Here is a 24,148-nt window from a genome sequence, read left to right on the forward strand (position 1 = left end):
CTCGACAGATCAGGGGTTCGCCGTCGTGAAGTGACGCACCTCGCTTTCCGGAGATGCACTGTCGTCTGCGCCGATGGCGCTGACGCTCACGGAGTAGTCGGTGCCGCGCTCCAGCGGGGCATCGGCGAACAGGTGTTGCAGCGGTGCGCCGGGCCGTCGCGCAACCGTGAACGTCTCGTCGTAGCCTCCCGGTGCCGTTCGGCGCACGCGGATGCGCCAGGAGACCGCCAGATCGTCAGGCTGCGTCCACGTCACCTGCCACTGGGCAGGGTCGAGGTCATGGCGGCTCGCCACAGCGATGTTCGTCGGCGTTCCGGGGGTGAGAATCGGATCGGCTGTGAAGACCGTCGCGTAGCTGCGAGACGACACGTTTTGGGCGGCGTCGTAAGCGGAGACGGCGACCAGGTAGGAGCGTCCTGGCTGGAGCCCCGTGAGCGTCACGCGCGTGTCACGGACCGGTTCGCGAAGGGGCGTGCCGTCGACCTGAACGAGGTAGCCGACCACGCCGACGTTGTCGCGCGAGGGGTCCCAGACGAGGTCCACCGTGTTCTGCGTTGGATTCTCGCCGTGCACATTCGTCGGAATGCTCGGTGCGGTGATGTCGACGACCTGGTACGGCTCGTCGATGATGCCCCACTCCGACGTCAAGCCGTCGTTGTCGATCGCGCGGATCTCATAGCGATAGCGACCAGCGGCGATGTGCGGTGTGTCGAACGTGTACTGCGGTTCGGGTTCCGCATCGATATGGCGCTCCTGGAGTGATCCGTCCGTGAGACCGATCTCTCGCAGCTCGTATGCGACGACCGATCCGTCGGGGTCGGTCGACGGATCCCAGAACACGGTGACGTCGTCCTGATGCACGATGCCCAACTGACCCGCGACGACCCCGTCCGGCGTCGTCGGTGGAAGCAGACGAGCCGGAATCGTCACCGTCGTTCGCCCGGCGGTATCGGTCGGACCGAGGTTGGTGGAGCCGACTCCCGAGAAGGAGACCTCCGCGTCGCCGGGTCGTCCCTGAGCGTCCGCGATCGCGGTTGGCGCGATGCGGAACTCCGCCTGCCTCGGCAGCGAGAACCCGCTCCGCGTCTGGATTCGATACTCGGCCCGGCGACCGTCAAGAGCGATGCTTCCGGTCGCTGTGGCGGAAGCGGCTTGTCGCCACTCCTCCGTGTTCGGGAGTCGGTATTCCACCGGCGGCACCGGCTGATCGGTCACGAACCGGGCTCCGTCGGGCGCATTGAGCGTTACGACACTGTCGAGCGACGTGATCGGCCGAATCGCGCGGAACGTGGCGGGGACCGGTGCTCCCGCCTCGTGGCTCAGCGCGATCGGACCTGCGGTCACCGCCTGCGCGGCTTCGACGCCGGTGACCAGGGTCGAGGTCTGGCCGGTGATGTCGGTCTCACCGGCGCTGGTCGAGCCGGTGACGGTGAAGGCGAGTGCGCCGGTGCCCGGCGTCGCGTCGTCCGGAACGTTGACGGCGAGTCGGATCCGGATCTCGGTGTTCCTCGGCACGCTGAACTCGGGGGCAGTGCGCAGGAGGTACTCGGCTCGCGTGCCGTCTTCGTTGATGAATCCGGAGGCCGTCGCCGGCGCCGAGGACCAGCCGGAGGCACCGGGGCGCCGGAACATGACGGCGACAGGATTGACGGCAGTGCCGAACCGGGCATTGTCCGGTGCGGTCCCGACAATCGTGATGCAGAGCGCGGTGATCGCATCGTTCGTGGCGACGGTGACCGGTACCGACGTCGTTCCGGATCGGTCGAGGGTCACCGGACCGGCGTCGATCGGCCGAAGGGGTTCCCCCTGGGGGATGACGAGTTCGGTCGCGGCGCTAGCGTCGGACGCGCCCGCGTTTGTTGATCCGGTCAAATGGAATTCGGCGCGGCTCGACTGCTGGGCCGCTCCCGCGGTGACATCGAATCGAGGATCGAGGCGGAAGAGTGCGTCGGTCGGCAGGGCGAAGCTCCCACTCGTCGTGATGCGGAACGAGGCGGTGTCACCGTTCTCGGCGACCGATGCGGTGACCGTTGCGCTTCTCGCCGGCGACCAACCTGTTTCGCCGGGCTTCCGGTAGTTCAGCACGACGAACGACTGGTCGGCGCTGATTCGCGCGCCGGGAGCGGCAGACACGCGGATCGTGGCATCCAGCGACGTCAGCGGCGCCCTCACCGAGAGGATGAACGGAACCGCGGTCGGTGCAGCTCGATCGAGTGCGACCGGTTCTCCATCGTCCGCGTGCAGGACGTCCCCGTGAATCGTCAGCGTCTGCGCGTCGGAGGTTGCGGTTTCGTCGGCACGAACGGCCCGTACTGCGAACGAGTACGCCCTCCCGGGCTCTTGGCCTCGCACTGTCACGGACACGGAGCCCTGGCCGATCCCGGACCGAACGACCTCCCCGTCGCGGAGGATTTCATAGCCCTGGATCGGAAACGGATTCCGGCTCCAACCAATGAGAACGTCTGTGGATGCTCCGACCTGCTCCAGGAGCGTGATCGTCGGCTTGACGACGGGCAACGTCGGCCGAGTCGTGAGCGTCGCCGAGCGATAGATGGTCGCCCCGTTTTCGTCACCGTCGTGTCGACGCCCGGCGAGTACTGCGCCGGTCGGAGCATCGAACGCGTGCCCGGACTCCTTGACCGCAGGCGCAGCCTGGACATCGGACCGCTTCAGGGATGCGCCCGCGACCTGCAGCGTTGCACACTGGTAGCGCGTCTCGCCGTTCTCATCACCGACGTGCGAGCGGCCGACGAGCACAGTGTCGTCCGGACAGGTGAAGTCGGACCAACTCTCTCGGCCCACGCTGGTCCAAGACGCATCGGAGACGACCGCCTTGGCTGTGCCAACGAACACGTCCGCGCACCGGTACGTCGTCGTACCGTTCTCGTCGCCCGCGTGCGACCGCGCGACGAGAACGCCGTTCGCGGAGCAGGTGAGGGATCCGTGGAGCGACTCGCGCACGGTCCATTCGGTTGAGGAGCGGGGGACCACAGTGGCATCTGTGGCAGGGGCGGCGACCGCAGGCGGGCCGCTGGCGAGCGCGCCCAGGAGGGTCGCGCCACTGACGAGCAGCGCGATCGCCCCGCGGGCGGTTCGTCGTCGAAGGAACATGGGATCTCTTTCATCGCGGTTCGCCCCGGACGGGCAAACATGTCCCATGTAAAATATCAGAATGGAGCGAACGGCAGGGTTGGCCGAGCGGCGCGGTAGTCCGGCCGGCCAGCGCCCAATGCGCGTTGTGCTCGCTACTCTGCGGAGGGCTCGACCGCGTCGACCGCGTCGCGAATGCGCTCGAGGAACGACGCCACGATCGCCGCGTCCGTCGGGGAGAGCGATTCGGCGATGCCCATCATCCGTTTGTGCATGGGTCCGAGCGTTGCCCGTACCTCGGCGTCCGTCTCGGATGTCGCGACGATGATGAGCGCGCGGCGGTCCGTGGGATGCGGCTGGCGCTGCACGTGGCCGCTCTTCACGAGTCGGTCGATGAGGATCGTCGTCGAGGCCGACGAGATCTTCAGATATGCCGCGAGGTCCTTCGGACTGACGGCGCGCCCGGCGCGCTGCGCCGAAAGGAGGTACCGCACGGCGAGAAGGTCGGTTTCGCCCATGCGCATGGAGTCGCGCGTCCGGCGCCGCATCGCTGTCTCGGCGGCACGATATCGACGTAGGGCGTTGAGGACATCAACGCTGCGACGGGTCGAATCGTCCGGCGGGTACCAGTACCCAGAGGCTCCGACCGTCTCCTGCGTTGACATGCAAGTATCGTAGACCTTCTGGTTGCTAGGTGATCTAGGGAAGCGGCCGGATCCCGAATCTGCGCGTGCCCGTGCACCAGTTCGGGTTGCCCCAGCGCTTCGTGTCAGCCAGGGGCCGTCTTCTCGGGCTGTGTCGCCTCGTTGTCTCGGCCCGGTACGGTAGCCGCGTGAGTTCCCAAGCGTCTGCAATGACCTCCGCGTCGAGCGGGATCCGTCCCGATGCCGACTGGTGGCGACAAGCCGTGGTCTACCAGGTCTATCCGCGCAGCTTCGCCGACGCGAACGGGGATGGACTGGGCGATATCCGCGGGGTCACCAGTCGTGTCCCGTATCTGCGGGCGCTCGGCGTGGACGCTATCTGGCTGAGCCCGTTCTACCCGTCGCCGCTTGCGGACGGTGGGTACGATGTCGCGGATTACCGTGACGTCGATCCCCGCTTGGGGACGCTCGACGACTTCGACGCAATGGTCTCCGCGTGTCACGAAGCGGGCATCCGCGTCGTCGTCGACGTCGTTCCGAATCATTCGTCGGATCAGCACGCGTGGTTCCAGGAGGCGCTCGCCGCCGGAGCCGGCTCGGCGGAGCGAGCCCGCTACATCTTCCGGGACGGCGCGGGAGCCGACGGGAGTCTGCCGCCATCGGACTGGGTCTCGAACTTCGGCGGGAGCGCGTGGACCAGGGTGCCGGACGGTCAGTGGTACCTGCACCTGTTCGCACCCGAGCAGCCCGACTTCGACTGGACGAACCCGGAAGTCAGGGCCGACTTCGAGCAGACGATCCGGTTCTGGTCGGATCGTGGCGTCGACGGATTCCGAGTCGATGTGGCGCACGGACTGGCAAAGGACCTGACCGTTCCCTATCGCCCCTCCGACCAAGACCACCTGCCGCTGAACGGGACGGACCCGCTGTACGACCGTGACGCGGTGCATGACATCTTCGCAACGTGGCGGCGCGTGTTCGACGAGTACGAGCCTCCTCGCAATGCTGTCGCGGAAGCGTGGGTGCCGGCGCCACGCCGAGTGCTGTACGCACGGAAGACGGAGCTCGGTCAGGCGTTCAACTTCGATCTGCTCGAGGCGCCGTTCGATCCCTCCGAATTCCGGACGATCATCGCGCAGAATCTGGCGATGGCCGAGCAGTCGGGCGCATCGACGACGTGGGTGCTCTCGAACCACGATGTCATCCGCCATGCAACGCGGTACGGCCTGCCCGAGGGGACGGACACCACGGCGTGGCTGCTCTCCGATGGAACCGTGCCGCCCGTGGACGCGGCGCGCGGCCTGCGGCGCGCCCGGGCGGCGTCCATGCTGCAACTCGCGCTCCCCGGGTCCTCCTACCACTATCAGGGCGAGGAGCTGGGTCTCCACGAGGCGGCCGCCATCCCACCCGCGGATCTGCAGGATCCGATCTGGATCCGCACCGGGCATCAGCGCAAGGGGCGGGACGGCTGCCGTGTGCCGATCCCGTGGACTCGCAGCGGTCCGTCGTTCGGGTTCGGATCGGTCGCACCGCACCTCCCGCAGCCCGCGGACTTCGGTCGGAGCAGCGTCGAGGCGGAGGAGCAGTCACCGCACTCGACACTGCACCTCTACCGGTCCGCGCTGGCGCTGAGACGCGAGCTGCAGCGGGGCGAGGAGCTGCATTGGCTCGACGCGGATCCCCAGGTCGTCGCGTTCGCGCGGCACGACGGCTGGCGAAGCTACACGAACTTCGGGGTGAACCCCGTCCCGCTGCCACCCGGTCGCGTGGCGCTGTCGTCCGGCCCCGTCGTCGGCAACCTCCTCCCGGGTGAGACGACGGTCTGGATGGTCGACTAGCGACGAGCCCGCTCCGCTGTTCCTCCACACTCTGGAGGCGCGGCAACGCATCCGCATGTTCCCTCGCCCCCGGCGCACCCTCCTCGAGGGTCTCCGAGCATGGGCGCATGAGTACCCCACACCCATCTCCACGGCCACCGGAACGAACCACACGACGTCGCCGCGAGCGGCGCCGTCGTCGGGGCCTGATCATCGCCTGGGCGGCCGCTGCTGCGGTTCTCGCGCCCGCACTGGTCGGTTCCGTCGAACCTGCGAGCGCCGAAGCGCTCACCTTTCCCTTCACGACCACGTTCGACGATGCCTCGGGCGGCTCGCTGTCGGGCGACGCCCGGACGGAGGACGGGTGGCTCCTCCTCACCGGTGCCGAACACAACCAGGCGGGTGCCTGGTCCACGGATGGGGTCTTTCCCACCTCGCTCGGGCTCGAGATCGAGTTCCGGTACGCGATGTGGGGCGGCGATAAAGGCGCGGACGGCATCCTGCTGTCCCTTTCCGACGGAGACGCTCCGCAGGGCGTCGGAGAATACGGCGCGTCGATGGGCTATGGATGCTCCGACTCCTCCGGCGACTTCGGGTTGTGCGACACCCCGGGCCTGCCCGGCGCGTACCTCGGGCTTGCCTTCGACAGGTACGGCAACTTCTCCCGGTCGCTGAACGGGTCGGGTCCGGGGCAGGCTCCCGACCACGTCGCGCTTCGCGGCAGTGGAGACGGCACGAACGGCTATCGGTTCCTCACGAATCGGGCACTGCCAGATGGGGTCGACACACAGAATCGCGCGAACGCCCGCGTTGTCCGTGTCTCACTGCTTCCGGACGGCACGGGTCACATCCGGTTGACCGTCCGGGTGACATCCGCCTCCAGTGACGATCTCCTCACGGTGCTCGACAACGTGCCGATCGAGGGCGCCGATCAGGCGCTCCTGCCCGAGACGCTTCGCGTCGGGCTGTCGGCGTCGACCGGTTCGTTCGTGAATCGTCACGAGGTGGCGCAGTTGAGCGTCTGGGTCCCGACGGACCTCCGGTCCGAGCATGTGATGCCAGAAGCCGTGGCCGGCGGACAGTATTCGTACAACGTCGTGGTGCACAACGACGGGCCGAACGCTGCCGCCGGTGCGCCCGTCGAGATCGAGCCACCGGCCGAGTTGTCGGACGTGCACTGGACCTGCCAGGCCGATCGTGGCGCCTCCTGCGGGGCCAGTTCCGGCGCGCTGGGCTCCTCGACTTCGATCATGACAACGGTCGACCTCGAGAACGACAGTGGCGCGACGTTTACTGTCACGGGCACGGTCGATCCCGAGTCGACCGACGTGAACGCGGTGGCTTCTATCACCACCCCGCCGTCGCGGGCGGACACCGACGAGACGAACAACGTGTCGCGCGGCACCGCGTCAGTCACAGCCGGACCAGCCCTCGAGACCGACAAGTCGGTGTCGCTCGTCGGCGACGCGGCGGTGCTGCACCCGGGAGACGAGGTCGAATATGCGATCGGAGCGATCAATGTCGGAGGCGTTCCGCTCGAGCGCGTCGGCGCGCACGACCCGCTTCCGGAGGAGATGACATTCATCAGCTCCGAGAGCGGCTGCGAAGCGGCCGGCCGCCTCGTGACCTGCACGTCGGATGTCACGCTCCAACCCGGTGAGCGCCACGAGTTCCGGTTCCGTGCGCAGCTCGATGCTGAGTACCGAGGCGACGGGTCGGACGTCGAGAACATCGCGACCGCCACGTCGCCGACCGACCCGGACGACGGCAAACCGTCCGAGCCGGTCGTGCTCCCGCCCGTCGAGCACGGTGGTGGAACCATCGAGCCGCCGACCGAAGCGCCATCGCCGACGCCCACCACTCCCGTCGTCGACGGAGGCACGAATCCGCGGCCCCCAGCACGGCCCTCCGCGCTCGCCTATACCGGAGCCAGCGGGCTCGGCGCACTCGGGGGGATCGCCGCGAGCGCCGTGCTGATCGGCCTCGCCCTCGCATGGAGCGCGCGGCGCCGAGTCTCGTAGGCGAAGCGCTCGCCCCGGCCGGTGTCATGCGACCTCGTCCGGGGCGAGCGCGTGCGATCACGCGGCGCTGCACGCACGCACAGCATCGGAACGCGACCGAATCTGGGAGGGAGCACGGCGGCGGTACCATGGACGGGCCTCCCGCATCGACCCGAAAGAGATTTTGTGACCAACCCCGCGGATGCCGCCGAACCGCGATCGCGGTACTGGCTGGTCCCGGTGCTCCGCGCCGTCCCCGCAGCGGTCGTCGCGCTCATCATCACCTTCTCGGCGAATCACGCCGCCGGACTGGGTCTCGTCCTCTTCGCGACGTTCGCAGTGGTCGACGGCCTGATCCTCGAACTCGTCGCGGCCGGACGCGTGCCGACGCGTCGCGACGCACTCAACAACCGCGTGCAAGGCGCAATCGAGATCGTCCTCGCGATCGTCGCCGTGCTCCTCATCGGCGCCGGGGTGGCCGGATTCAAATGGGTGGCCGTCGTGTTCGGACTGGTCGTTGGCGGCCTCGAACTCGCCAACGGACTTGCAAGCCGTCGAGACGGCCCCTTCGCGCGCGACTGGCAGACGATCGGCGGTCTCGGAATCCTGCTCGCGATCGTCGTCGCACTGACTCCCACCGGATACCGAAAGGCGCTCGGCGGCATCGAACATGTGCAGGGAACCCTTGACGCGTCCGTCATCGTCGTCGGGTTTCTCGGCGCCTATCTCGCCCTGACCGCGGTGTTCCACATCATCGCCGGTCTCTCGCACAAGTGGGGAACGGCAGCGACGCAGCCGTCCTCCCCGAATGGAGCTCCGCCCGCATGACCGCACCCACCCGCCGCGACCGGCTCCGCCCCGTCGAACTGCTCGGCATCTCCGCAATCATCGCCGTGTTCGTCGGCGTCGTGGTCTTGATGTCCACGCGACAGATCAACCTCGGCACCATTTTCATGTGCGTCGCCTTCATCGTCGTCGTCGTGGTCCTGGCGATGCTGCAGCTCGCATCGGCGAGCGATCAGGACGACAACGACATGCTCGGCGGCCACCGGGACTCATCGCCCGACGACCACTGAGGTCGGGCGAGGCCGCCTGAGGCGCGGCAGGCCGCCCCTGAGGCACCACCTTGCCGCCTCAGGCCCGGCGAATTCGCCCCAGACCCGGCGAACTCGCCTCAGACCCGGCGAACTCGCCTCAGGCGCGGCATTGCCGCCTCAGACGCGTGGCCAACCCGCCTCAGGCACGGTGCACTTCCACGTTCACCACGGCGCGCCGAGCGGACTCCCGCGGTCAGACGTCGAGGTGGTCGACCAACTCGTCCGCCACGCCGGTGTATGCGGCCGGCGTGAGCCGTGCGAGCCGCGCCTTGGCGCCGTCGGAGATGTCGAGGCCGTTCACGAACGATGCGAGTTCGCTCGCGCCGACCCGGCGGCCGCGCGTCAGCTCCTTGAGCATGGCGTAAGGGTCCGCGATGTGCGAGCGACCGGCGGTGACCTCCGCGCGGATGACCGTCTGGATCGCCTCCGCGAGCACCTCCCAGTTGCCATCGAGATCCTCCGCCAACCGGGACTCGTTCACGGCGATCTCGCCGAGGCCGCGCCGGAGGTTGTCGAGCGCGAGCAGCGAGTGCCCGAATGCGACCCCGATGTTCCGCTGCGTGGTCGAGTCGGTGAGATCGCGCTGCAGTCGCGATGTCACGAGCGTCTCGGAGAGCGTCGAGAACAGTGCAGACGAGATCTCGAGGTTCGCCTCCGCGTTCTCGAACCGGATCGGATTGATCTTGTGCGGCATGGTCGACGACCCCGTCGCTCCGGCCTGCGGGATCTGCGTGAAATACCCCATGGAGATGTAGGTCCACACGTCCGTCGCCAGGTTGTGCAGAATCCGGTTCGCGTGCCGCACCCGGTCATAGAGCTCGGCCTGCCAGTCGTGCGACTCGATCTGGGTCGTCAGCGGATTCCAGGTCAGATCGAGCGACTCCACGAACGCCCGCGACAGGGCCGGCCAGTCCGCCTCCGGATCGGCCGCGACATGCGCCGAGAACGTGCCCGTCGCGCCGGAGAACTTGCCGAGATACTCGCTGTCCTCGATCTGCCCCAGCACACGCTCGAGTCGGTACACCGCGACGGCGAGCTCCTTGCCGAGCGTCGTGGGCGTCGCCGGCTGGCCGTGGGTGTGCGCGAGCATCGGAACCGACCGAAGCGCAAGCGCCGATTCGCGCAGACGTTCGATCACGGCGCGGAATGCCGGCAACCACACCCCCTGCACCGCGTCGCGGATCGTCAGGGCGTACGAGAGATTGTTGATGTCCTCGCTGGTGCAGGCAAAGTGCGTCAGCTCGGCGATCGAGTCGAGGCCGAGATCGTGGAGGCGAGCTCGCACGAAGTACTCGACCGCCTTCACATCGTGTCGGGTCGTCGCTTCGATCTCAGCGAGGTCCGCGATGCTCGATGCATCGAACTCGTCGACGATGCGGCGCAGCGCGGCCGCATCGTCGGAAGCCAGTGGCGACGTCGTGAACATCGCGTGATCCGTCAGGAAGATCAGCCACTCGACTTCGACGCGAACGCGTGCCCGGTTCAGGCCCGCCTCCGACAGGTGATCGCCGAGCGTGTGCACGACGGGAAAGTACCGACCGTCGAGCGGGCTGATCGGCTGCGGAGGAAGGGGTGACATCAGACTCCCTGGCGGACGGCCGGCTCGATCTGCTGGAACAGGGCCACACACGCGTGTTCGACGATTCCGAGAACGCGATCGAACTCACGCCGATCCGCATAGTACGGGTCGGGCACGTCGACGTGCTGTGGCCAGGCGGAGTCGTACCGCAGCAGGAGCGTCACCTTCGCGGCGTCGTCCATCGTAGGTGCCCACGAACGCAGGATGCGCTCGTGGGAGCGGTCGAGTGCGACCACCAAGTCGAGATCCGGGAACCGGTCCGGGTCGAACTGGCGGGCGCGATGCCTGGAACCATCGTATCCGCGCGCAGCGAGCGCTGCGATCGTCCGCTCATCCGCCGGTTCGCCCACATGCCAGTCGCCGGTACCGGCGGACTGAATGACGAAGCGATCACCCACACCGCCCTGGTCCGCCAGTGAGCGGAAGACGATCTCCGCCATCGGCGACCGACAGATGTTCCCGCTGCAGACGAACGACACCCGGAACGGCGACGACGCGGATGCAGCGGCGCCGGAGGTCATGCGCACATCATGGCGCACCGAACGGCGACGCGCGACCGGCGGCTGCAACCGAAGCGTGGGCCGGTTGCCCGACCAATCCCTGTCGGTCAGGCGCGCGCCTGCCGAAGCACCGGTCGGAGCACGAGCCCGATGAGCCAGGCCAGGATCGCCAGCACGATCGCGCCGACCACGCCCCACCCGAAGCTCGTCACCTGCAGGCCGAAGCCGATCGCTGTCGAGATCCCCGCGACGATCATCAGCAGAATCGCGTTCACGATGAACGAGATCAGCCCGAGCGTCAGGATGTAGATCGGGAACGCCACGATCCGGATGAGCGTGCCGATGACCGCGTTCACCAGACCGAAGATGAACGCGACCAACAGGAACGTCAGCACCGTGTCGATCGTGGAGTGACTGCCGAACGCGAGAACTTTCACGCCCGGCACGATGAGCGTCGTCACCCAGAGCGCGATCGCGTTGATGACCAAGCGGGAGAAGAAGCGCATGCGCCCATAGTGCCCGTACGATGACGATCGTGTCCGAGACTCCCGTGCGAATCCGGCCCGAGATCGCCGCCCTGCCCGCCTATCGGCAGGGGCGACAGGCTCCCGCCAACGCCTTCAAGCTCTCCAGCAACGAGAACCCCGCTGAGCCCCTGCCGGGCGTGATCGCCGCCGTACAGGCGCAGACGGCCTACAACCGGTACCCGGACGCGTCCGCCCTGGAGGTTCGCTCCGCCCTCGCCGCACGGTTCGGCGTGCAGGTGGAGAACGTGCACGTCGCACCGGGAAGCGTGTCGATCCTCCATGAGCTGGCCAAGGCGACGAGCGGCCCTGGCGACGAGGTGCTCTACGCCTGGCGGTCGTTTGAGGCCTACCCGGGCATTGTCACCGTCGCCGGCGCCGCGAGTGTGCAGGTTCCGAACCGCGCGGATGGGGGGCACGATCTCGACGCCATGGTCGCCGCGATCACCGACCGCACGAGCATGATCGTCGTCTGCACGCCGAACAACCCGACCGGCCCGACCGTCACCGCGGCAGAATTCTCGGCATTCATGGCCACCGTGCCACCCAGCGTCCTCGTCGTGCTCGACGAGGCGTACGCCGAGTTCGTCACCGACCCCGCAGCCGTTCACGGCGAGGGGCTGATCGGGCGGTATCCCAACCTCGTCGTGCTCCGTACATTCTCGAAGGCGTATGGGCTCGCCGGGCTCCGCATCGGGTACGCGATCGGCGACGAGCGGATCCTGAACGCGGCCCGGGCGGTCGCGATTCCGCTGTCCGTGACAGCGCAGGCGCAACAGGCCGCCATCGCGAGTCTTCACCACGAGGACGAACTGCTGCACCGCGTCGCCGAGATCGTCCAACGCCGCGATCACATTCGGGAGGCCCTGCTCCAGCAAGGCTGGGACGTTCCGGCTGCGCAGGGCAACTTCGTCTGGCTGCCCACGGGAGCCGACACGGCCCGCGCCGCCGACGCATTCGAGGAGGCCGGTCTGATGGTGCGTGCCTTCCCGCCGGAAGGCATCCGAGTCTCGATCGGTGAGCACGAGTCGGTGGAGAAGCTCCTGTCGACCGCTCGGCGTCTTGTCGGGAGCCTCACAAGGTAGGGGCGGTGCGGGCCATTACATTGGCCCGCATGCCTTTCCGCGCCGCGGACCCCGCGACGACCCCGATCCGCCTCCTCGAGCCGAATGGCGTTCTCGTCGAGAACGAGGACAACGCCGAGTTCCACGCGATCGTGGACAGCTTCGACACGACGATGCTGCTTTCGATGCATCGCGACATGGTTCGCACCCGTCGCTTCGATCACGCCGCGGCGAACCTACAGCGGCAGGGTCAGCTCGGCCTGTGGGTGCCGAGCCACGGTCAGGAGGCCGCCCAGGTCGGTTCCGCGCACGCGCTGCGGCCGCAAGACCACCTGTTCCCGTCGTACCGGGAGCATGCTGTCGCGCTCGTTCGCGGCGTCGAGCCGTTGGAGATCATCGGCGTCTTTCGCGGTCTCGCACACGGCGGCTGGAACCCGGACGAACGCGGCAACGTTCACATTTACACGCTCGTGATCGGCTCGCAAACGCTGCACGCGGCGGGCTATGCAACGGGACAGCAGCTCGACGGCGCGGTCGGAACCGGCGACCCCGCGCGCGACGAATGCACCGTCGTCTACTTCGGGGACGGCGCCACGAGCCAGGGCGATGTCAGCGAGGCCATGGTGTTCGCCCGCTCTTCGGACGCGCCACTCGTCTTCTTCCTCCAGAACAACCGCTGGGCGATCTCGGTGCCGGTCGCAGTGCAGTCGCCCACTCCGCTCGTCGACCGCCCGCGCGGCTTCGGCATCCCCAGTGCCCGGATCGACGGCAACGACGTGCTCGTCTCCTACGCGGCGACACGGATCGCGGCCGAAGCCGCGCGCGCCGGGTCGGGCCCGCGGTTCATCGAAGCCGATACCTACCGGATCGGCGCACACACCTCGTCGGACGACCCAACCCGATACCGGGGCGACGACGAACTGGAGGCATGGGTGCGACGCGATCCGATCCTCCGATTCGAGGCCTTCCTCCGATCGCGGGGCGTCGGCGACGCCGAGTTCGCCGCGATCGATGCCGAAGCGGACGAGCTCGCGCACGAAGTGCGAGCCGGAACACCAGCACTCGTCGACCCGCCGCTCGAGGCGATGTTCGACCACGTGTATCGCGATCCGCATCCGCGCATCGACGAGCAGCGGGCGTGGCTCCAGCAGTACGAGGCGTCGTTCGGAGCGTCATCATGAGCGCAGCGCAGTCGGTGCCGACTCCCGAGGAGCTGTTCGACTACACCCTTCGTGCACATCCCGACGCAGCCACCACGCCGACCGACCCGGTCGACATGCCGATGGCGAAGGCGCTCAACGCCGGACTGGCGGCAGCGCTCGCCGCGGACGAGCGCGTGCTGTTGCTCGGTGAGGACATCGGCACCCTCGGCGGGGTGTTCCGAATCACCGAGGGGCTGCAGGACCGGTTCGGGGCGAACCGCGTCCGGGACACGCCGCTCGCGGAGTCAGGCATCATCGGCACGGCGATCGGGCTCGCGCTCCGCGGATATCGGCCGGTCGTCGAGATCCAGTTCGACGGATTCGTCTGGCCCGGGTTCGACCAGATCACCTCGCAGCTCGCGAAGATGCTCAACAGGCTGCCTGCCCAGGCCGCGTTGCCGGTCGTCGTTCGGATCCCCTACGGCGGCCATATCGGCGCGGTCGAACACCACCAGGAGAGCCCGGAGACCTACTTCGCGCACACGCCCGGCCTCCGTGTGGTGAGTCCGTCGACGCCGAACGACGCGTACTGGATGATTCAGGAGGCCATCGCCGGGAACGACCCGGTCGTGTTCCTCGAACCGAAGAGTCGGTACTGGCCGAAGGGGCGCGTGGACGCGGTCGGGGGCGCGGTTCCGATGCACCTCTCCGTGGTTGCACGACCCGGTACCGAGGTCACACTCGTCGGTCATGGCGCGATGGTCGCCACGCTCCTCCAGGCCGCCGAGCTCGCGGAGGCGGAAGGTACGAGTGCCGAGGTGATCGATCTGCGGTCGATCTCGCCGATCGACTGGGACCCGATCGTCGACTCGGTCCAGAAGACCGGTCGCCTGGTCGTCGCACAGGAGGCCTCCGGCTTTGTCAGCGTCGGATCGGAGATCTGCGCCACCATCGCGGAGCGCGCGTTCTACACGCTTCAGGCTCCACCGCTTCGCGTGTCCGGGTTCGACATCCCGTTCCCGCAGTCACGGCTCGAGCATCTACACCTGCCCGACGCCGACCGCGTCCTCGAGGCCGTCGACCGCGCCCTCGCGTACTGACCGTTCCACCGCCGCAACCGACATCCGTCGGCACTGAAGGAGTCCGCATGCCCATCGCAGAGTTCCCGCTGCCTGACGTTGGCGAAGGCCTGACCGAGGCCGAGATCGTGCAATGGCGCGTCGCTCTCGGCGACGAGATCAGCGTCGACCAGGTGCTCGTAGAGATCGAGACCGCGAAGTCGCTCGTCGAACTGCCGTCGCCGTTCGCGGGTCGCGTCACCCACCTCTTGGCAGCCGAGGGCGACACCGTCGAGGTCGGATGCCCGATCATCAGGGTGCACTGTGACGATGCGGCGGCGAGCGGTACCGACGAGCCATTGAGGAGCGAGGGCGCCGACGCGCGCAGCGCCAGGTCCGACTCGAGCGGCGACGGTGCAGACGCGACCGGCGCCGCATCGACTGGAGCAGCGGTCACCGCCTCGATCCCGGTCGCCTCCGACACCGCACAGATCGTCGGCGTCGACGAGACGTCGGGAGCGGTCCTCGTCGGCTACGGCTCGGCAACGACGTCGCCGTCGCGCCGGAAGCCCGGATCTCGACGGGCCGCGGCCCTCGCTGCGGAGGCGGACCGCGCCTCCACCCGTGACGAGTCCGAACGAGCGCTCGCCGCGGCAGCCGCTGCGGAAGGAGGCACGTCGAAGGACAGTGTCGGCGCCGGGAGCGTTGCGGTCGTTGGCGCTGCAGACCCGGGGCGTCCCGCGCGGCAGCGGCCCGTGATCGCGGCCCTGCCCATCGTCGCGAAGCCGCCGATCCGGAAGCTCGCGAAGGATCTGGGCGTGGATCTGTCGACGGTGATCGCCACCGGCCTCGCGGGGGAGGTCACGCGCGACGACGTCCTCCGGCATGCGACGCAGGCGACGGTGTTCCGGAACCTGGAGACGCCCGAGTGGGGCGATGTCCGCCGGGAGACGATTCCGGTGAAGGGCGTGCGGAAGGCGATTGCGACCGCAATGACAACGAGCGCGTTCACCGCGCCCCACGTGTCGCTCTTCGTCGACGTCGACGCGACGCGCACGATGGAGTTCGTGCAGCGGCTGAAGGAGTCGCCCACGTTCGCAGGCGTCCGGGTCTCGCCGCTCCTCATCATGGCGAAGGCCGTGATCTGGGCAGTGCGCCGGAATCGCTCGGTGAACTCGACCTGGGCCGAGCGCGAGATCATCGTGCATCATTTCGTGAACCTGGGGATCGCTGCCGCGACGCCGAGAGGCCTCATCGTGCCGAACATCAAGGATGCGCAGGACATGTCGCTGCTCGAACTCGCCAAGGCGCTCGAGCAGCTCACCCTCACCGCCCGGGAGGGTCGCACGACCCCCGAGGAGATGGCCGACGGGACGATCACGATCACGAACATCGGCGTCTTCGGAATGGACACCGGAACGCCGATCCTCAACCCGGGCGAGGTTGCGATCGTTGCGATGGGCACGATCAAGCCGAAGCCGTGGGTCGTCGACGGCGAGGTTCGGTCGCGGATGGTCACGACGATCGGTGCCTCGTTCGACCACCGGGTCGTGGACGGAGATGTCGCGTCGCGGTTCGCGCACGATGTCGCAAGTGTGATCGAGGAGCCAGCGCTGCTGCTCGACTGACACTAGAGCGCCAGACTCATAATCTGATACTTTGCATCTCTGACGACAGGAGATGCCTTATGTCCGCCCGCCCCAAAGTGTTCAGCGCCACCCTTGCCGTCGCGAGCGCGGCTGCCCTTTCGGAGAACGGCGCTACCTGCTTCGCGGGCCGAGCCACGAGCAATTGGTCCTGACGCTCGTGAATGGTCCTATTGTCGAGGGGTTCGCAGCATGGCCGGAGGGCATGCTGATCGTTGAGGAGTGGCGTGACGAGCGTCTGCTCGCACTCCTGTACGCGAACTCCGCCTGGGGTATCGGTGCGAGATGCGAAGCGGGTGAACCGGTTCCGCCTCCGCCGCCGACGCCCGGTCCGCCGGATACTCCATCGCTATCGCTCGAATGGATCTCCGCGTGGGATGAAGCGATCCTGGCAGCCGCTCGTCTGCCCGCGGTCCTGGACCTCGACGAGGCCAGTTCGCGCGCGTCCATGCTCGCTTGGGTCCAATCGGCACCCGCGAGCTGGGAACACCGCTTTCCAGAGTTCTGGGAGCCCGAGGTCTTTCAGGCATGGGTCCAGGCAACTCGGCCTGACGACGTTGCCTGGGAGCCCAGCGCCGTCGGCTCCCTTGTTGCCGCGTGGCGATCAGGGTTGCGGATGGTTGTCGGCGTCCCCACTGCAGCACCGGTCGCTCGGGTACTCAACGGGCACACGCTTCTTCTGTCGCGCCGAACCCGTGACGACGCCGCGCTGCTTCAGGATGCGCTACGCACGTTCAGAGACGGTCGATCTTGACAATCATTATCATGTACGCGTAGCCTCCCACTGTGGGTTTCCGATCCGTCATCAGCATCACACTCGGCGCAGTGACAGCGGCACTTGTCCTGACTGGCTGTACGAGCGGGCTGCCGACGGGTGGGGCGGGAGCCTCCGCATCCCGAGGATCGTCACCGGTGCGCGTCGTCGCCTCCGTCAGTGAATACGGCAGCATCGTCGAGTCGATCGGCGGCCGATACGTGCAGGTGACGAGCGTCATCGCCAAGCCTGACCAGGATCCGCACTCGTATCAGCCGGGTGCTCAGGTGCAGCTGGCGCTCTCGAAGGCGCAGCTCATCATCGAGAACGGCGGCGGCTACGACACGTTCATCGACACCCTCCGGTCATCGCTGCACTCCTCGGCGCCGGTGATCAACGTGGTGCAGCTGTCGGGGCTCGATCACGGCAGCGCCGACTTCAACGAGCACGTGTTCTACAACTATCCGACCATGCTCAAGCTCGTCGATCGGGTCGAACAGGTCCTCGCAAGCACGGAGCCCACGCACGCAGCAGCGTTCCGATCGAATGCGGCTGCGCTGACCAAGCAGATCCAGCACCTCGAGGCGGAGACGGGCGCCATGCACGCGTCGTTTCACGGCGATCCCGTCGCCTACACCGAGCCGGTGCCCGGATATCTCTTCGACGCGATCGGGCTCGTCAACGTGACACCGACCGCGTTCTCGCACGCGGTCGAAGACGGCAATGACGTGCCCCCGGCAGCGCTGAATACCATGCTGCATCTCGTGAGCAGCCGTTCGACGGTCCGTCTCCTCGCATACAACGAGCAGGCATCGAGCGTCGAGGCCGAGCTCGTCAAAAAGCGCGCCGCCGCGTCGGGAGTCCCAGTCGTCGGCGTGACGGAGACGCTGCCAGTGGGCATGAACTACGTCGAGTGGCAGCAGTCCAACATCGATCACGTCAAGGAGGCGCTGCACCAGTGACCGCTCCCGCCCCCCTCGCGCTCCCGTCGTCATCGGCCGAGACCGATCCCGTCCTGTCGCTCCACGGCGCCGACCTTGCCTTCGGTGCCCGGAGGCTGTGGTCCGGACTCGACCTCGACCTCCGCCCTGGCGAGTTCATCGCCGTCCTCGGGCCGAACGGAGCCGGCAAGACCTCCCTGCTGAAGACCGTGCTCGGGCAGCAGCAGCTCACCGGCGGCACCATCTCGTTCCTGGGGGAGCCGGTACACCGTGGGCACCGCCGGATCGGCTACATCCCGCAGCAGCGGCTCATGGAGGCAGGCACACCGCTCCGCGCTCGCGACATGATCGCGCTCGGCGTCACCGGGCATCGGTGGGGGATCGGGCGCGAACGCGCCGACGAGCGTCGGCGTATCGACGCGATCGTGGCCGAGGTCGGAGCGACCGCGTTCGCCGACGCCCCCGTGGCGGAGCTGTCCGGGGGAGAGCAGCAGCGCGTCCGAGTCGGCCAGGCGATCGCGTCCGACCCGGCCCTCCTGCTGTGTGACGAGCCCCTCATCGCGCTCGATCTCCGACACCAGCGCGAGGTCACGGCGCTCATCGACCGACAGCGACGCAATGGCCGCGCGGCCGTCATGTTCGTGACGCACGACGTGAACCCGATCCTCGACGTCGTGGACCGCGTGCTGTACATCGCGGGCGGCCGGTATCGCATCGGAACCCCGGACGAGGTCCTCCGACCCGAGGTGCTGTCCGACCTGTACGGCACGCCCGTCGATGTCGTCCGCACGATGGGACGCATCGTCATCGTCGGCTCGACCGACACGCACGATCACCTCGGCGAGCACCACCACCATTCCGTCGAACCCCACGATCACGAGGATCGAGGTCACATCTGATGAGCGTGCTTTCGAGCATCTTCTCCTTCCAGGACTTCTGGCAGCTCGTCGCCCTGGTGCACAACTCGATCATCGCCGGAGCGCTGCTCGGGATCGTCGGCGGTCTCGTCGGTCCGTTCGTGGTGACGCGGAACCTCCCGTTCGCCGTGCACGGCATCAGCGAGCTGTCGTTCGCCGGCGCGTCGATCGCGCTGCTCGTCGGCGTGAATATCGTGACGGGGTCGCTCGTCGGATCGATGGTCGCAGCGCTCATCATCGGGCTGCTCGGCTCCCGGGCGCGCGAGCGGAACTCCGTGATCGCCGTGCTCATGCCGTTCGGACTCGGGCTCGGGATCCTCGCGCTCGCGCTGTATTCCGGACGCGCGGCCAACAAGTTCGGGCTGCTCACCGGGCAGATCGTGTCCGTGGACAACCCGCAGCTCGGATTCCTGCTCGCCGTGAGCGCTGCGGTCATCGTCGCGATCATCGCGATGTGGCGTCCACTCATGTTCTCGAGCGTCGATCCTGATGTCGCTGCTGCCGCCGGCGTGCCAGTGCGCAGCCTGTCCATCGGGTTCATGCTCGTCCTCGGCGCTGCGACGGCGGTCTCCGTGCAGATCGTGGGAGCGCTGCTGGTCCTCTCCCTGCTCGTCACGCCTGCGGCCGCGGCGCTTCGGCTGACATCCCGACCGGTGCTCGTGCCCGTGCTCTCGATGACCTTTGCGGTCGTCTCCGTCGTCGGTGGCATCCTGTTGGCGCTTGGCGGAGGCCTCCCGATCAGCCCGTATGTGACGACCATCTCGTTCCTCATCTGGGTCGTGTGCAGGCTCATCGGCGGCCGCCGCGATCGCCGGGGCGGGGTTCGGGCCTCGCACCGGGGCGACGGGTCGACCCGCACGTTGGCGGATGCGGCTCCCGCGACCGACACTGCGACTGCGACCGGCGCTGCGCCCTCGGTCCCTGCGACAATGGAGGCGAACCCGGAGGTGCATGCATGAACGACACCCAGCGCGCTCGTCGGAACACCTGGCAGCGCGATGCGGTCCGCACCGCGCTCGGCCACACCGAAGGGTTCGTCAGCGCGCAGTCACTGCACGCCCACCTGCGCGACGAAGGCTCGACGATCGGGCTCGCCACGGTCTATCGGGCGCTCGCGGATCTCGCCGCCGATGGTGCTGCCGACTCGTTGCAGCAGGAGGGCGAGTCGCTCTACCGCGCGTGCACCCCGGGAACCCATCACCACCATCTGATTTGCCGGAACTGCGGAACAACGGTCGAAATCGAGGCCGACGCCGTCGAGGCGTGGGCCGCGGATGTGGCAGCCGCCCACGGGTTCACGGCGCCGAATCACGTGGTCGACGTGTTCGGGCTCTGCGCAGACTGCAGCGTGCTAGCGGGTGTCGGCGAGGCGGACTAGCCTCGCCGCATGCGCACCCTCCTCGTCCCGGGCATGTGGCTGGCAGCCGATGCCTGGCAGGACGTGATCCCGCTGCTCCAGGGCGCCGGCCATGACGCCCGCGCGATCACGCTTCCCGGTCAAGAGAGCGCCGAGGCGGCCCAGGCGGAGACGACCTTCGACGATTGGGTCGACGCGGTCGTCGCGCAGGTCGACGCCGCGGACGGCCCCGTCGCGCTGGTCGGCCATTCGGCGGCCGGTGCGGTCGTGTCGGTCGCGGCAGACCGACGGTCGGACCGAATCGGCGCAGTCATTTACGTCGACAGCTTCCCGTTCCCCGAGGGCGATTACGAGAACGACGAGTTCCCCGTGACCGATGGTGTCATTCCGTTCCCAGCACGGAGTGGGTTCAGTGCGGAAATGCTCCGCGAGACCGACGGCGATGCCTGGGATCGCCTTGTCGCGCTTGCTCGACCGGTGCCCGGCGGCATCGCTCGGACGTCGTTTCGGTTTCACGATCCGGCTCGACACCGGATCCCGAGCACGGTGATCATCAGCGAGATGCCTCCGGAGGCGTTGACGGCTGCCATCGCGAGTGGTGCGCCGTGGACATCAGAGCTTGGCGCGTCGGATCCGCTGCGCATCGTCGGCCTCGACACCGGACACTGGGCGATGCTCACCCGACCGCGGGAGTTGGCTGCGTTGATCGCCGAGGCGATTCCGCAGTCCTGACCCGGGCATCCGCAGCCCTGACCAGGGCGCCCGCGCGTACGCTGCCGGGCCATGGACGCTTCGGTGCTCACTGCCTGGGCGGCGTCGGGTGATGCCGACGCGGCACGGCAGGTGCTGCAGCGCGGCATCGCCGCGATTGCGTGCGTCGCCTGGCTGTCGGCGCTCGCGCAGTTCCCTGCGCTGGTGGGTGAGCACGGCCTCCTGCCCGTGCCGCGATTCCTCGACCGTGGCGTCGCGCGATCACTCCCGGTCGTGTGGCGATGGGTCCGCTACTCCGATCGCCGATTCCGCATCCTCGCCTGGAGCGGGGTGATCGTGTCCGCGGCCCTCGTTGTCGGGGCGCCGCAGCTCGGCCCGTGGTGGGTGCCTGCGCTGTGCTTCCTCTTCATGTGGTTGGCGTATCTGTCGATCAGCGACGTGGGGCAGACGTTCTGGGCGTTCGGCTGGGAATCGCTCCTGGTCGAGTCGCTGTTCACCGCATCGTTTCTCGGGTCTGACCGGGTCGCGCCGCCGGTGATCACGATCATGGCGATGCGCTGGATCGTGTTCCGCCTCGAGTTCGGTGCCGGGACGATCAAGATGCGCGGGGACCGCTCCTGGCGGGATCTCACGGCGCTGTACTACCACCACGAGACGCAGCCGATGCCGAACCCGATGAGCCGGACCGCGCACCTCCTGCCAAGACCTGTCCACCGGCTGGAGACGCTCGGCAGTCACTTCGTGCAGCTTGTGGTCCCGTTCTTCCTGTTCGCGCCACAGCCGGTCGCATCCATCGCGGCCGCGCTCGTGCTGCTGACGCAGGCCTGGCTGGTCGTGACCGGCAACTTCGCCTGGCTGAACTGGCTGACCCTCGTGCTCGCGTTCTCGGCCGTCTCGGACAGCGCGGTGAGCGCGGTGATCCCGCCGCTCGGCCCGGTGCTCGTGCATGGTCCGACGCAGACGCCGGTCGCGTTCGTCGCCGTCTGCGTCGGCGTGGGGGTGCTGCTGCTGTGGTTGTCGAGGCGTCCGGTGCTGAATCTGCTGTCGCGGCGCCAGCTCATGAACGCGTCATTCAACCGGTGGCGTCTCGTCAACGCGTATGGCGCATTCGGGAGCGTGACGCAGCAGCGCAGCGAGGTCGTCGTGGAGGGAACGCTGGCCGCAGCGCCGGGGCCGGAGGATTGGGTCGAGTACGCCTTCAAAGGCAAACCGGGCGATCCACGTCGGCGTCCTCGCCAGTTCGCGCCCTACCATCTGCGGCTCGACTGGCTGATGTGGTTTCTTGCCCTCGGCGCGGATGACCGATGGTTCCGCGTGTTCTTGATGCGCCTGCTCGAGGCGGACCGCCCGACGCTCCGGCTCCTCGCGGCCGACCCGTTCGACGGGGAGGCCCCGCGCTGGGTTCGGGCGCGGATGTTCCTGTATCGGTTCGCGACGCGAAAGGAGCGTCGAGATACCGGCCTGTATTGGATCCGCGAGGAGCAGTTCACGCTGGTGCGTCCGACCGGGCTGCGGCGTTGAGAACGGCGGGTGCGGACATCCGCAGGCCACCTGCCGGGCGTCGGGTGCGCCTCCGCCTCGGAGGCCCGGGTTGCGTGCGCGCTATCGCTCGCGTAACGTAGACGCCTGGTTCTCTGCGCCCGCGCAGCGAACTCGTTTGTTTCGCCCCGTCTCGGTGGCCGACCTCGTCGGATGCCGTTCGGGGCGGTGCGTCCGTGCCCCCCGCGTTCGCACCAGGCAAGTGATCTTGGGTGCAGCCGATCGGCTGCACGGTAACCGTTTCAGGAGGAGACCATGGCAGCAGTCTGCCAGGTGACCGGCGCCGTTCCCGGCTTCGGGCACAACATCTCGCACTCGCACCGCCGGACGAAGCGTCGCTTCGACCCGAACGTGCAGAAGAAGACGTACTACGTGCCGTCGCTGCGTCGTAACGTCACGCTCAACGTCAGCGCCAAGGGCATCAAGGTGATCGACGCCCGCGGTATCGAGTCCGTGGTCAAGGACATCCTGGCCCGTGGGGAGAAGATCTGATGGCCAAAAAGGGTCAGGACATTCGTCCGATCATCAAGCTCCGCTCGACGGCGGGCACCGGGTTCACGTACGTGACCAAGAAGAACCGCCGCAACAACCCCGACCGCCTGGTGCTGAAGAAGTACGACCCGGTCATTCGCAAGCACGTCGACTTCCGCGAGGAGCGCTAAGCATGGCCAAGAAGAGCAAGATCGCCAAGAACAACCAGCGCGCCGAGGTCATCGCCCGCTACGCCGCGCGTCGCCTCGAGCTGAAGAAGGCGCTCGTCGACCCGAACGGGACCGACGAGTCGCGTGAGGCCGCTCGCGTTGGACTGCAGAAGCTGCCGCGCGACGCGTCGCCGGTACGCTACCGCAACCGCGACGCCATCGACGGTCGCCCCCGCGGCAACATCACCGAGTTCGGCATCAGCCGTGTCCGCTTCCGCGACATGGCCCACCGCGGTGAGCTTCCCGGGATCACGAAGAGCTCCTGGTAGGTCTTCCGACACTGCCGAGACAGAACGAACGCCCCTGGCCCGCTGGCCGGGGGCGTTCCGCGTCTCGCGGTCGCGTCTGGCGCGCCGCGTTTCGCGCTCCGCACAGGCGCTCCGCACAGGCGCTCCGCACAGGCGCTCCGCACAGCGGGGTGGCGCCTCAGGGGGAGCCCCATGGGGTGAGCTCATTGGTGACACGGGTTCCGTCGCCCGGTATCACTGGTCACGCCCGCCCCGTAGATCACTCTGACCCCGAAAGAAGCCCGGAAATACGGGCGAGTCGGGCTCCGGGCCTCCATGCGGCTGGTACGTTGACTGCGGCTCCACGGGCCCTCGGCCTCGTGGTGAGCTCCGTCCGGTCGCGGTCTGCGGCCGGCGTCCGAACGCATCGAGCGGGCGGGCGAAACCGTACAGAGTCCGAGGAGGACACCTATGGCTGAGAAGTCCCTGAACCGCACCGAGCTCGTTGCCGCCGTCGCCGCGGAGTCCGGCCAGAGCCAGGCCGCCGTGAACGGCGTTGTCGACGCGCTCTTCGCTGTCGTCTCGAAGTCCGTCAGCGACGGCACGAAGGTCACCATCCCCGGTTGGATCGCCTTCGAGAAGACCCACCGCGCAGCGCGCACCGGTCGCAACCCGCAGACGGGCGACGCGATCGAGATCGCCGCGAGCGACTCCGTCAAGGTGAGCGCCGGCAGCAAGCTCAAGGCCGCTGTCAAGTAAGGCGTTCGGCCCGTCCGACGCTGCGTCGGCGGAACGACAAGGGGACGGCTGCGGCCGTCCCCTTCGTCGTCGCCGGGGCTC

Annotated in this window: 23 protein-coding genes; 18 read left to right on the plus strand and 5 right to left on the minus strand. The window is 68.0% G+C overall.

Going from position 1 to position 24,148, the window contains the following annotated elements:
• Positions 1-9: 9 nt before the first annotated feature.
• The gene (locus CAM01S_RS13230) at positions 10-3,111 is read right to left on the minus strand and encodes a fibronectin type III domain-containing protein (protein WP_066522737.1); all 3,102 of its coding nucleotides are present in this window, start codon (positions 3,109-3,111) and stop codon (positions 10-12) included.
• A gap of 134 nt (positions 3,112-3,245) precedes the next feature.
• Positions 3,246-3,755: a MarR family winged helix-turn-helix transcriptional regulator gene (locus tag CAM01S_RS13235; protein WP_066522740.1), complete on the minus strand. Its 510-nt coding sequence runs from the start codon at positions 3,753-3,755 to the stop codon at positions 3,246-3,248.
• A gap of 188 nt (positions 3,756-3,943) precedes the next feature.
• Between CAM01S_RS13235 and CAM01S_RS13240 the strand changes: the two genes are divergently transcribed.
• From CAM01S_RS13240 to CAM01S_RS13255, 4 genes are all read left to right on the plus strand, one after another.
• Entirely contained in the window at positions 3,944-5,572 is a 1,629-nt protein-coding gene (locus tag CAM01S_RS13240; RefSeq protein WP_066522743.1) for a glycoside hydrolase family 13 protein, read from the plus strand.
• Between the two features lie 107 nt (positions 5,573-5,679).
• Positions 5,680-7,572: a DUF11 domain-containing protein gene (locus CAM01S_RS13245; RefSeq protein ID WP_066522745.1), complete on the plus strand. Its 1,893-nt coding sequence runs from the start codon at positions 5,680-5,682 to the stop codon at positions 7,570-7,572.
• A gap of 165 nt (positions 7,573-7,737) precedes the next feature.
• Positions 7,738-8,379: a hypothetical protein gene (locus CAM01S_RS13250; RefSeq protein ID WP_066522751.1), complete on the plus strand. Its 642-nt coding sequence runs from the start codon at positions 7,738-7,740 to the stop codon at positions 8,377-8,379.
• Complete coding sequence (locus CAM01S_RS13255; protein WP_066522753.1) at positions 8,376-8,627, plus strand: hypothetical protein; 252 nt, start codon at positions 8,376-8,378, stop codon at positions 8,625-8,627. Before CAM01S_RS13250 ends, CAM01S_RS13255 begins: the two co-directional genes overlap by 4 nt.
• Before the next feature lie 214 nt (positions 8,628-8,841).
• Here the strand turns inward: CAM01S_RS13255 and purB are convergent, their stop codons facing one another.
• The 3 genes from purB to CAM01S_RS13270 all read right to left on the minus strand — a co-directional run bounded on the left by purB (position 8,842) and on the right by CAM01S_RS13270 (position 11,233).
• Positions 8,842-10,227, minus strand: a complete 1,386-nt coding sequence (purB, locus tag CAM01S_RS13260) for an adenylosuccinate lyase (RefSeq protein ID WP_066522754.1) — start codon at positions 10,225-10,227, stop codon at positions 8,842-8,844.
• Positions 10,227-10,748 (minus strand): low molecular weight protein-tyrosine-phosphatase, encoded by a 522-nt coding sequence (locus CAM01S_RS13265; protein ID WP_066522760.1) that lies wholly within the window; start codon positions 10,746-10,748, stop codon positions 10,227-10,229. The genes purB and CAM01S_RS13265 overlap by 1 nt, the downstream gene beginning before the upstream one ends.
• A gap of 86 nt (positions 10,749-10,834) precedes the next feature.
• A complete protein-coding gene (locus CAM01S_RS13270; protein WP_066522761.1) occupies positions 10,835-11,233 on the minus strand; it encodes a phage holin family protein in 399 nt (132 codons plus the stop codon).
• A 20-nt stretch (positions 11,234-11,253) separates the two neighbouring features.
• Here CAM01S_RS13270 and CAM01S_RS13275 point away from each other — a divergent pair, with 20 nt between their 5' ends.
• The 14 genes from CAM01S_RS13275 (at position 11,254) to CAM01S_RS13345 (ending at position 24,067) form a co-directional block, all read left to right on the plus strand.
• The gene (locus CAM01S_RS13275; RefSeq protein ID WP_083528054.1) at positions 11,254-12,336 is read left to right on the plus strand and encodes a histidinol-phosphate transaminase; all 1,083 of its coding nucleotides are present in this window, start codon (positions 11,254-11,256) and stop codon (positions 12,334-12,336) included.
• 29 nt (positions 12,337-12,365) lie between these two features.
• Complete coding sequence (locus CAM01S_RS13280; RefSeq protein WP_066522765.1) at positions 12,366-13,496, plus strand: thiamine pyrophosphate-dependent enzyme; 1,131 nt, start codon at positions 12,366-12,368, stop codon at positions 13,494-13,496.
• A gap of 95 nt (positions 13,497-13,591) precedes the next feature.
• Positions 13,592-14,557 (plus strand): alpha-ketoacid dehydrogenase subunit beta, encoded by a 966-nt coding sequence (locus tag CAM01S_RS13285; RefSeq protein ID WP_066522880.1) that lies wholly within the window; start codon positions 13,592-13,594, stop codon positions 14,555-14,557.
• 47 nt (positions 14,558-14,604) lie between these two features.
• Entirely contained in the window at positions 14,605-16,143 is a 1,539-nt protein-coding gene (locus tag CAM01S_RS13290) for a dihydrolipoamide acetyltransferase family protein (RefSeq protein ID WP_066522766.1), read from the plus strand.
• A 930-nt stretch (positions 16,144-17,073) separates the two neighbouring features.
• A complete protein-coding gene (locus CAM01S_RS13300) occupies positions 17,074-17,877 on the plus strand; it encodes a metal ABC transporter solute-binding protein, Zn/Mn family (RefSeq protein WP_245631648.1) in 804 nt (267 codons plus the stop codon).
• Positions 17,874-18,755, plus strand: a complete 882-nt coding sequence (locus tag CAM01S_RS13305) for a metal ABC transporter ATP-binding protein (protein WP_066522771.1) — start codon at positions 17,874-17,876, stop codon at positions 18,753-18,755. The genes CAM01S_RS13300 and CAM01S_RS13305 overlap by 4 nt, the downstream gene beginning before the upstream one ends.
• Positions 18,755-19,732, plus strand: a complete 978-nt coding sequence (locus CAM01S_RS13310) for a metal ABC transporter permease (RefSeq protein ID WP_083528055.1) — start codon at positions 18,755-18,757, stop codon at positions 19,730-19,732. Before CAM01S_RS13305 ends, CAM01S_RS13310 begins: the two co-directional genes overlap by 1 nt.
• Complete coding sequence (locus CAM01S_RS13315; protein WP_066522779.1) at positions 19,729-20,151, plus strand: Fur family transcriptional regulator; 423 nt, start codon at positions 19,729-19,731, stop codon at positions 20,149-20,151. The genes CAM01S_RS13310 and CAM01S_RS13315 overlap by 4 nt, the downstream gene beginning before the upstream one ends.
• Positions 20,152-20,160: 9 nt before the next feature.
• Positions 20,161-20,862 (plus strand): alpha/beta fold hydrolase, encoded by a 702-nt coding sequence (locus tag CAM01S_RS13320; protein ID WP_066522781.1) that lies wholly within the window; start codon positions 20,161-20,163, stop codon positions 20,860-20,862.
• A 51-nt stretch (positions 20,863-20,913) separates the two neighbouring features.
• Complete coding sequence (locus tag CAM01S_RS13325) at positions 20,914-22,362, plus strand: lipase maturation factor family protein (protein ID WP_066522783.1); 1,449 nt, start codon at positions 20,914-20,916, stop codon at positions 22,360-22,362.
• Between the two features lie 273 nt (positions 22,363-22,635).
• Positions 22,636-22,872: a 50S ribosomal protein L28 gene (rpmB, locus tag CAM01S_RS13330; RefSeq protein ID WP_066522785.1), complete on the plus strand. Its 237-nt coding sequence runs from the start codon at positions 22,636-22,638 to the stop codon at positions 22,870-22,872.
• Positions 22,872-23,042: a 50S ribosomal protein L33 gene (gene rpmG / locus CAM01S_RS13335; RefSeq protein ID WP_017886456.1), complete on the plus strand. Its 171-nt coding sequence runs from the start codon at positions 22,872-22,874 to the stop codon at positions 23,040-23,042. Before rpmB ends, rpmG begins: the two co-directional genes overlap by 1 nt.
• A gap of 2 nt (positions 23,043-23,044) precedes the next feature.
• Positions 23,045-23,350, plus strand: a complete 306-nt coding sequence (rpsN, locus tag CAM01S_RS13340) for a 30S ribosomal protein S14 (protein WP_066522788.1) — start codon at positions 23,045-23,047, stop codon at positions 23,348-23,350.
• Positions 23,351-23,779: 429 nt separating this feature from the next.
• Complete coding sequence (locus CAM01S_RS13345) at positions 23,780-24,067, plus strand: HU family DNA-binding protein (protein ID WP_066522790.1); 288 nt, start codon at positions 23,780-23,782, stop codon at positions 24,065-24,067.
• Positions 24,068-24,148 lie beyond the last annotated feature (81 nt).

The sequence above is a fragment of the Curtobacterium ammoniigenes NBRC 101786 genome, from assembly GCF_001571045.1.
GTDB classification, from domain to species: Bacteria; Actinomycetota; Actinomycetes; order Actinomycetales; family Microbacteriaceae; genus Curtobacterium; species Curtobacterium ammoniigenes.

What these genes read in the sequence shown, in the direction of transcription:
- CAM01S_RS13230 (WP_066522737.1), bottom strand. Translation starts at nt 3,111, where the DNA reads ATGTTCCTTCGACGACGAACCGCCCGCGGGGCGATCGCGCTGCTCGTC.
- CAM01S_RS13235 (WP_066522740.1), bottom strand. Translation starts at nt 3,755, where the DNA reads ATGTCAACGCAGGAGACGGTCGGAGCCTCTGGGTACTGGTACCCGCCG.
- CAM01S_RS13240 (WP_066522743.1), top strand. Translation starts at nt 3,944, where the DNA reads ATGACCTCCGCGTCGAGCGGGATCCGTCCCGATGCCGACTGGTGGCGA.
- CAM01S_RS13245 (WP_066522745.1), top strand. Translation starts at nt 5,680, where the DNA reads ATGAGTACCCCACACCCATCTCCACGGCCACCGGAACGAACCACACGA.
- CAM01S_RS13255 (WP_066522753.1), top strand. Translation starts at nt 8,376, where the DNA reads ATGACCGCACCCACCCGCCGCGACCGGCTCCGCCCCGTCGAACTGCTC.
- purB (WP_066522754.1), bottom strand. Translation starts at nt 10,227, where the DNA reads ATGTCACCCCTTCCTCCGCAGCCGATCAGCCCGCTCGACGGTCGGTAC.
- CAM01S_RS13265 (WP_066522760.1), bottom strand. Translation starts at nt 10,748, where the DNA reads ATGACCTCCGGCGCCGCTGCATCCGCGTCGTCGCCGTTCCGGGTGTCG.
- CAM01S_RS13270 (WP_066522761.1), bottom strand. Translation starts at nt 11,233, where the DNA reads ATGCGCTTCTTCTCCCGCTTGGTCATCAACGCGATCGCGCTCTGGGTG.
- CAM01S_RS13275 (WP_083528054.1), top strand. Translation starts at nt 11,254, where the DNA reads ATGACGATCGTGTCCGAGACTCCCGTGCGAATCCGGCCCGAGATCGCC.
- CAM01S_RS13280 (WP_066522765.1), top strand. Translation starts at nt 12,366, where the DNA reads ATGCCTTTCCGCGCCGCGGACCCCGCGACGACCCCGATCCGCCTCCTC.
- CAM01S_RS13285 (WP_066522880.1), top strand. Translation starts at nt 13,592, where the DNA reads ATGCCGATGGCGAAGGCGCTCAACGCCGGACTGGCGGCAGCGCTCGCC.
- CAM01S_RS13290 (WP_066522766.1), top strand. Translation starts at nt 14,605, where the DNA reads ATGCCCATCGCAGAGTTCCCGCTGCCTGACGTTGGCGAAGGCCTGACC.
- CAM01S_RS13310 (WP_083528055.1), top strand. Translation starts at nt 18,755, where the DNA reads ATGAGCGTGCTTTCGAGCATCTTCTCCTTCCAGGACTTCTGGCAGCTC.
- CAM01S_RS13315 (WP_066522779.1), top strand. Translation starts at nt 19,729, where the DNA reads ATGAACGACACCCAGCGCGCTCGTCGGAACACCTGGCAGCGCGATGCG.
- CAM01S_RS13320 (WP_066522781.1), top strand. Translation starts at nt 20,161, where the DNA reads ATGCGCACCCTCCTCGTCCCGGGCATGTGGCTGGCAGCCGATGCCTGG.
- CAM01S_RS13325 (WP_066522783.1), top strand. Translation starts at nt 20,914, where the DNA reads ATGGACGCTTCGGTGCTCACTGCCTGGGCGGCGTCGGGTGATGCCGAC.
- rpmB (WP_066522785.1), top strand. Translation starts at nt 22,636, where the DNA reads ATGGCAGCAGTCTGCCAGGTGACCGGCGCCGTTCCCGGCTTCGGGCAC.
- rpmG (WP_017886456.1), top strand. Translation starts at nt 22,872, where the DNA reads ATGGCCAAAAAGGGTCAGGACATTCGTCCGATCATCAAGCTCCGCTCG.
- rpsN (WP_066522788.1), top strand. Translation starts at nt 23,045, where the DNA reads ATGGCCAAGAAGAGCAAGATCGCCAAGAACAACCAGCGCGCCGAGGTC.
- CAM01S_RS13345 (WP_066522790.1), top strand. Translation starts at nt 23,780, where the DNA reads ATGGCTGAGAAGTCCCTGAACCGCACCGAGCTCGTTGCCGCCGTCGCC.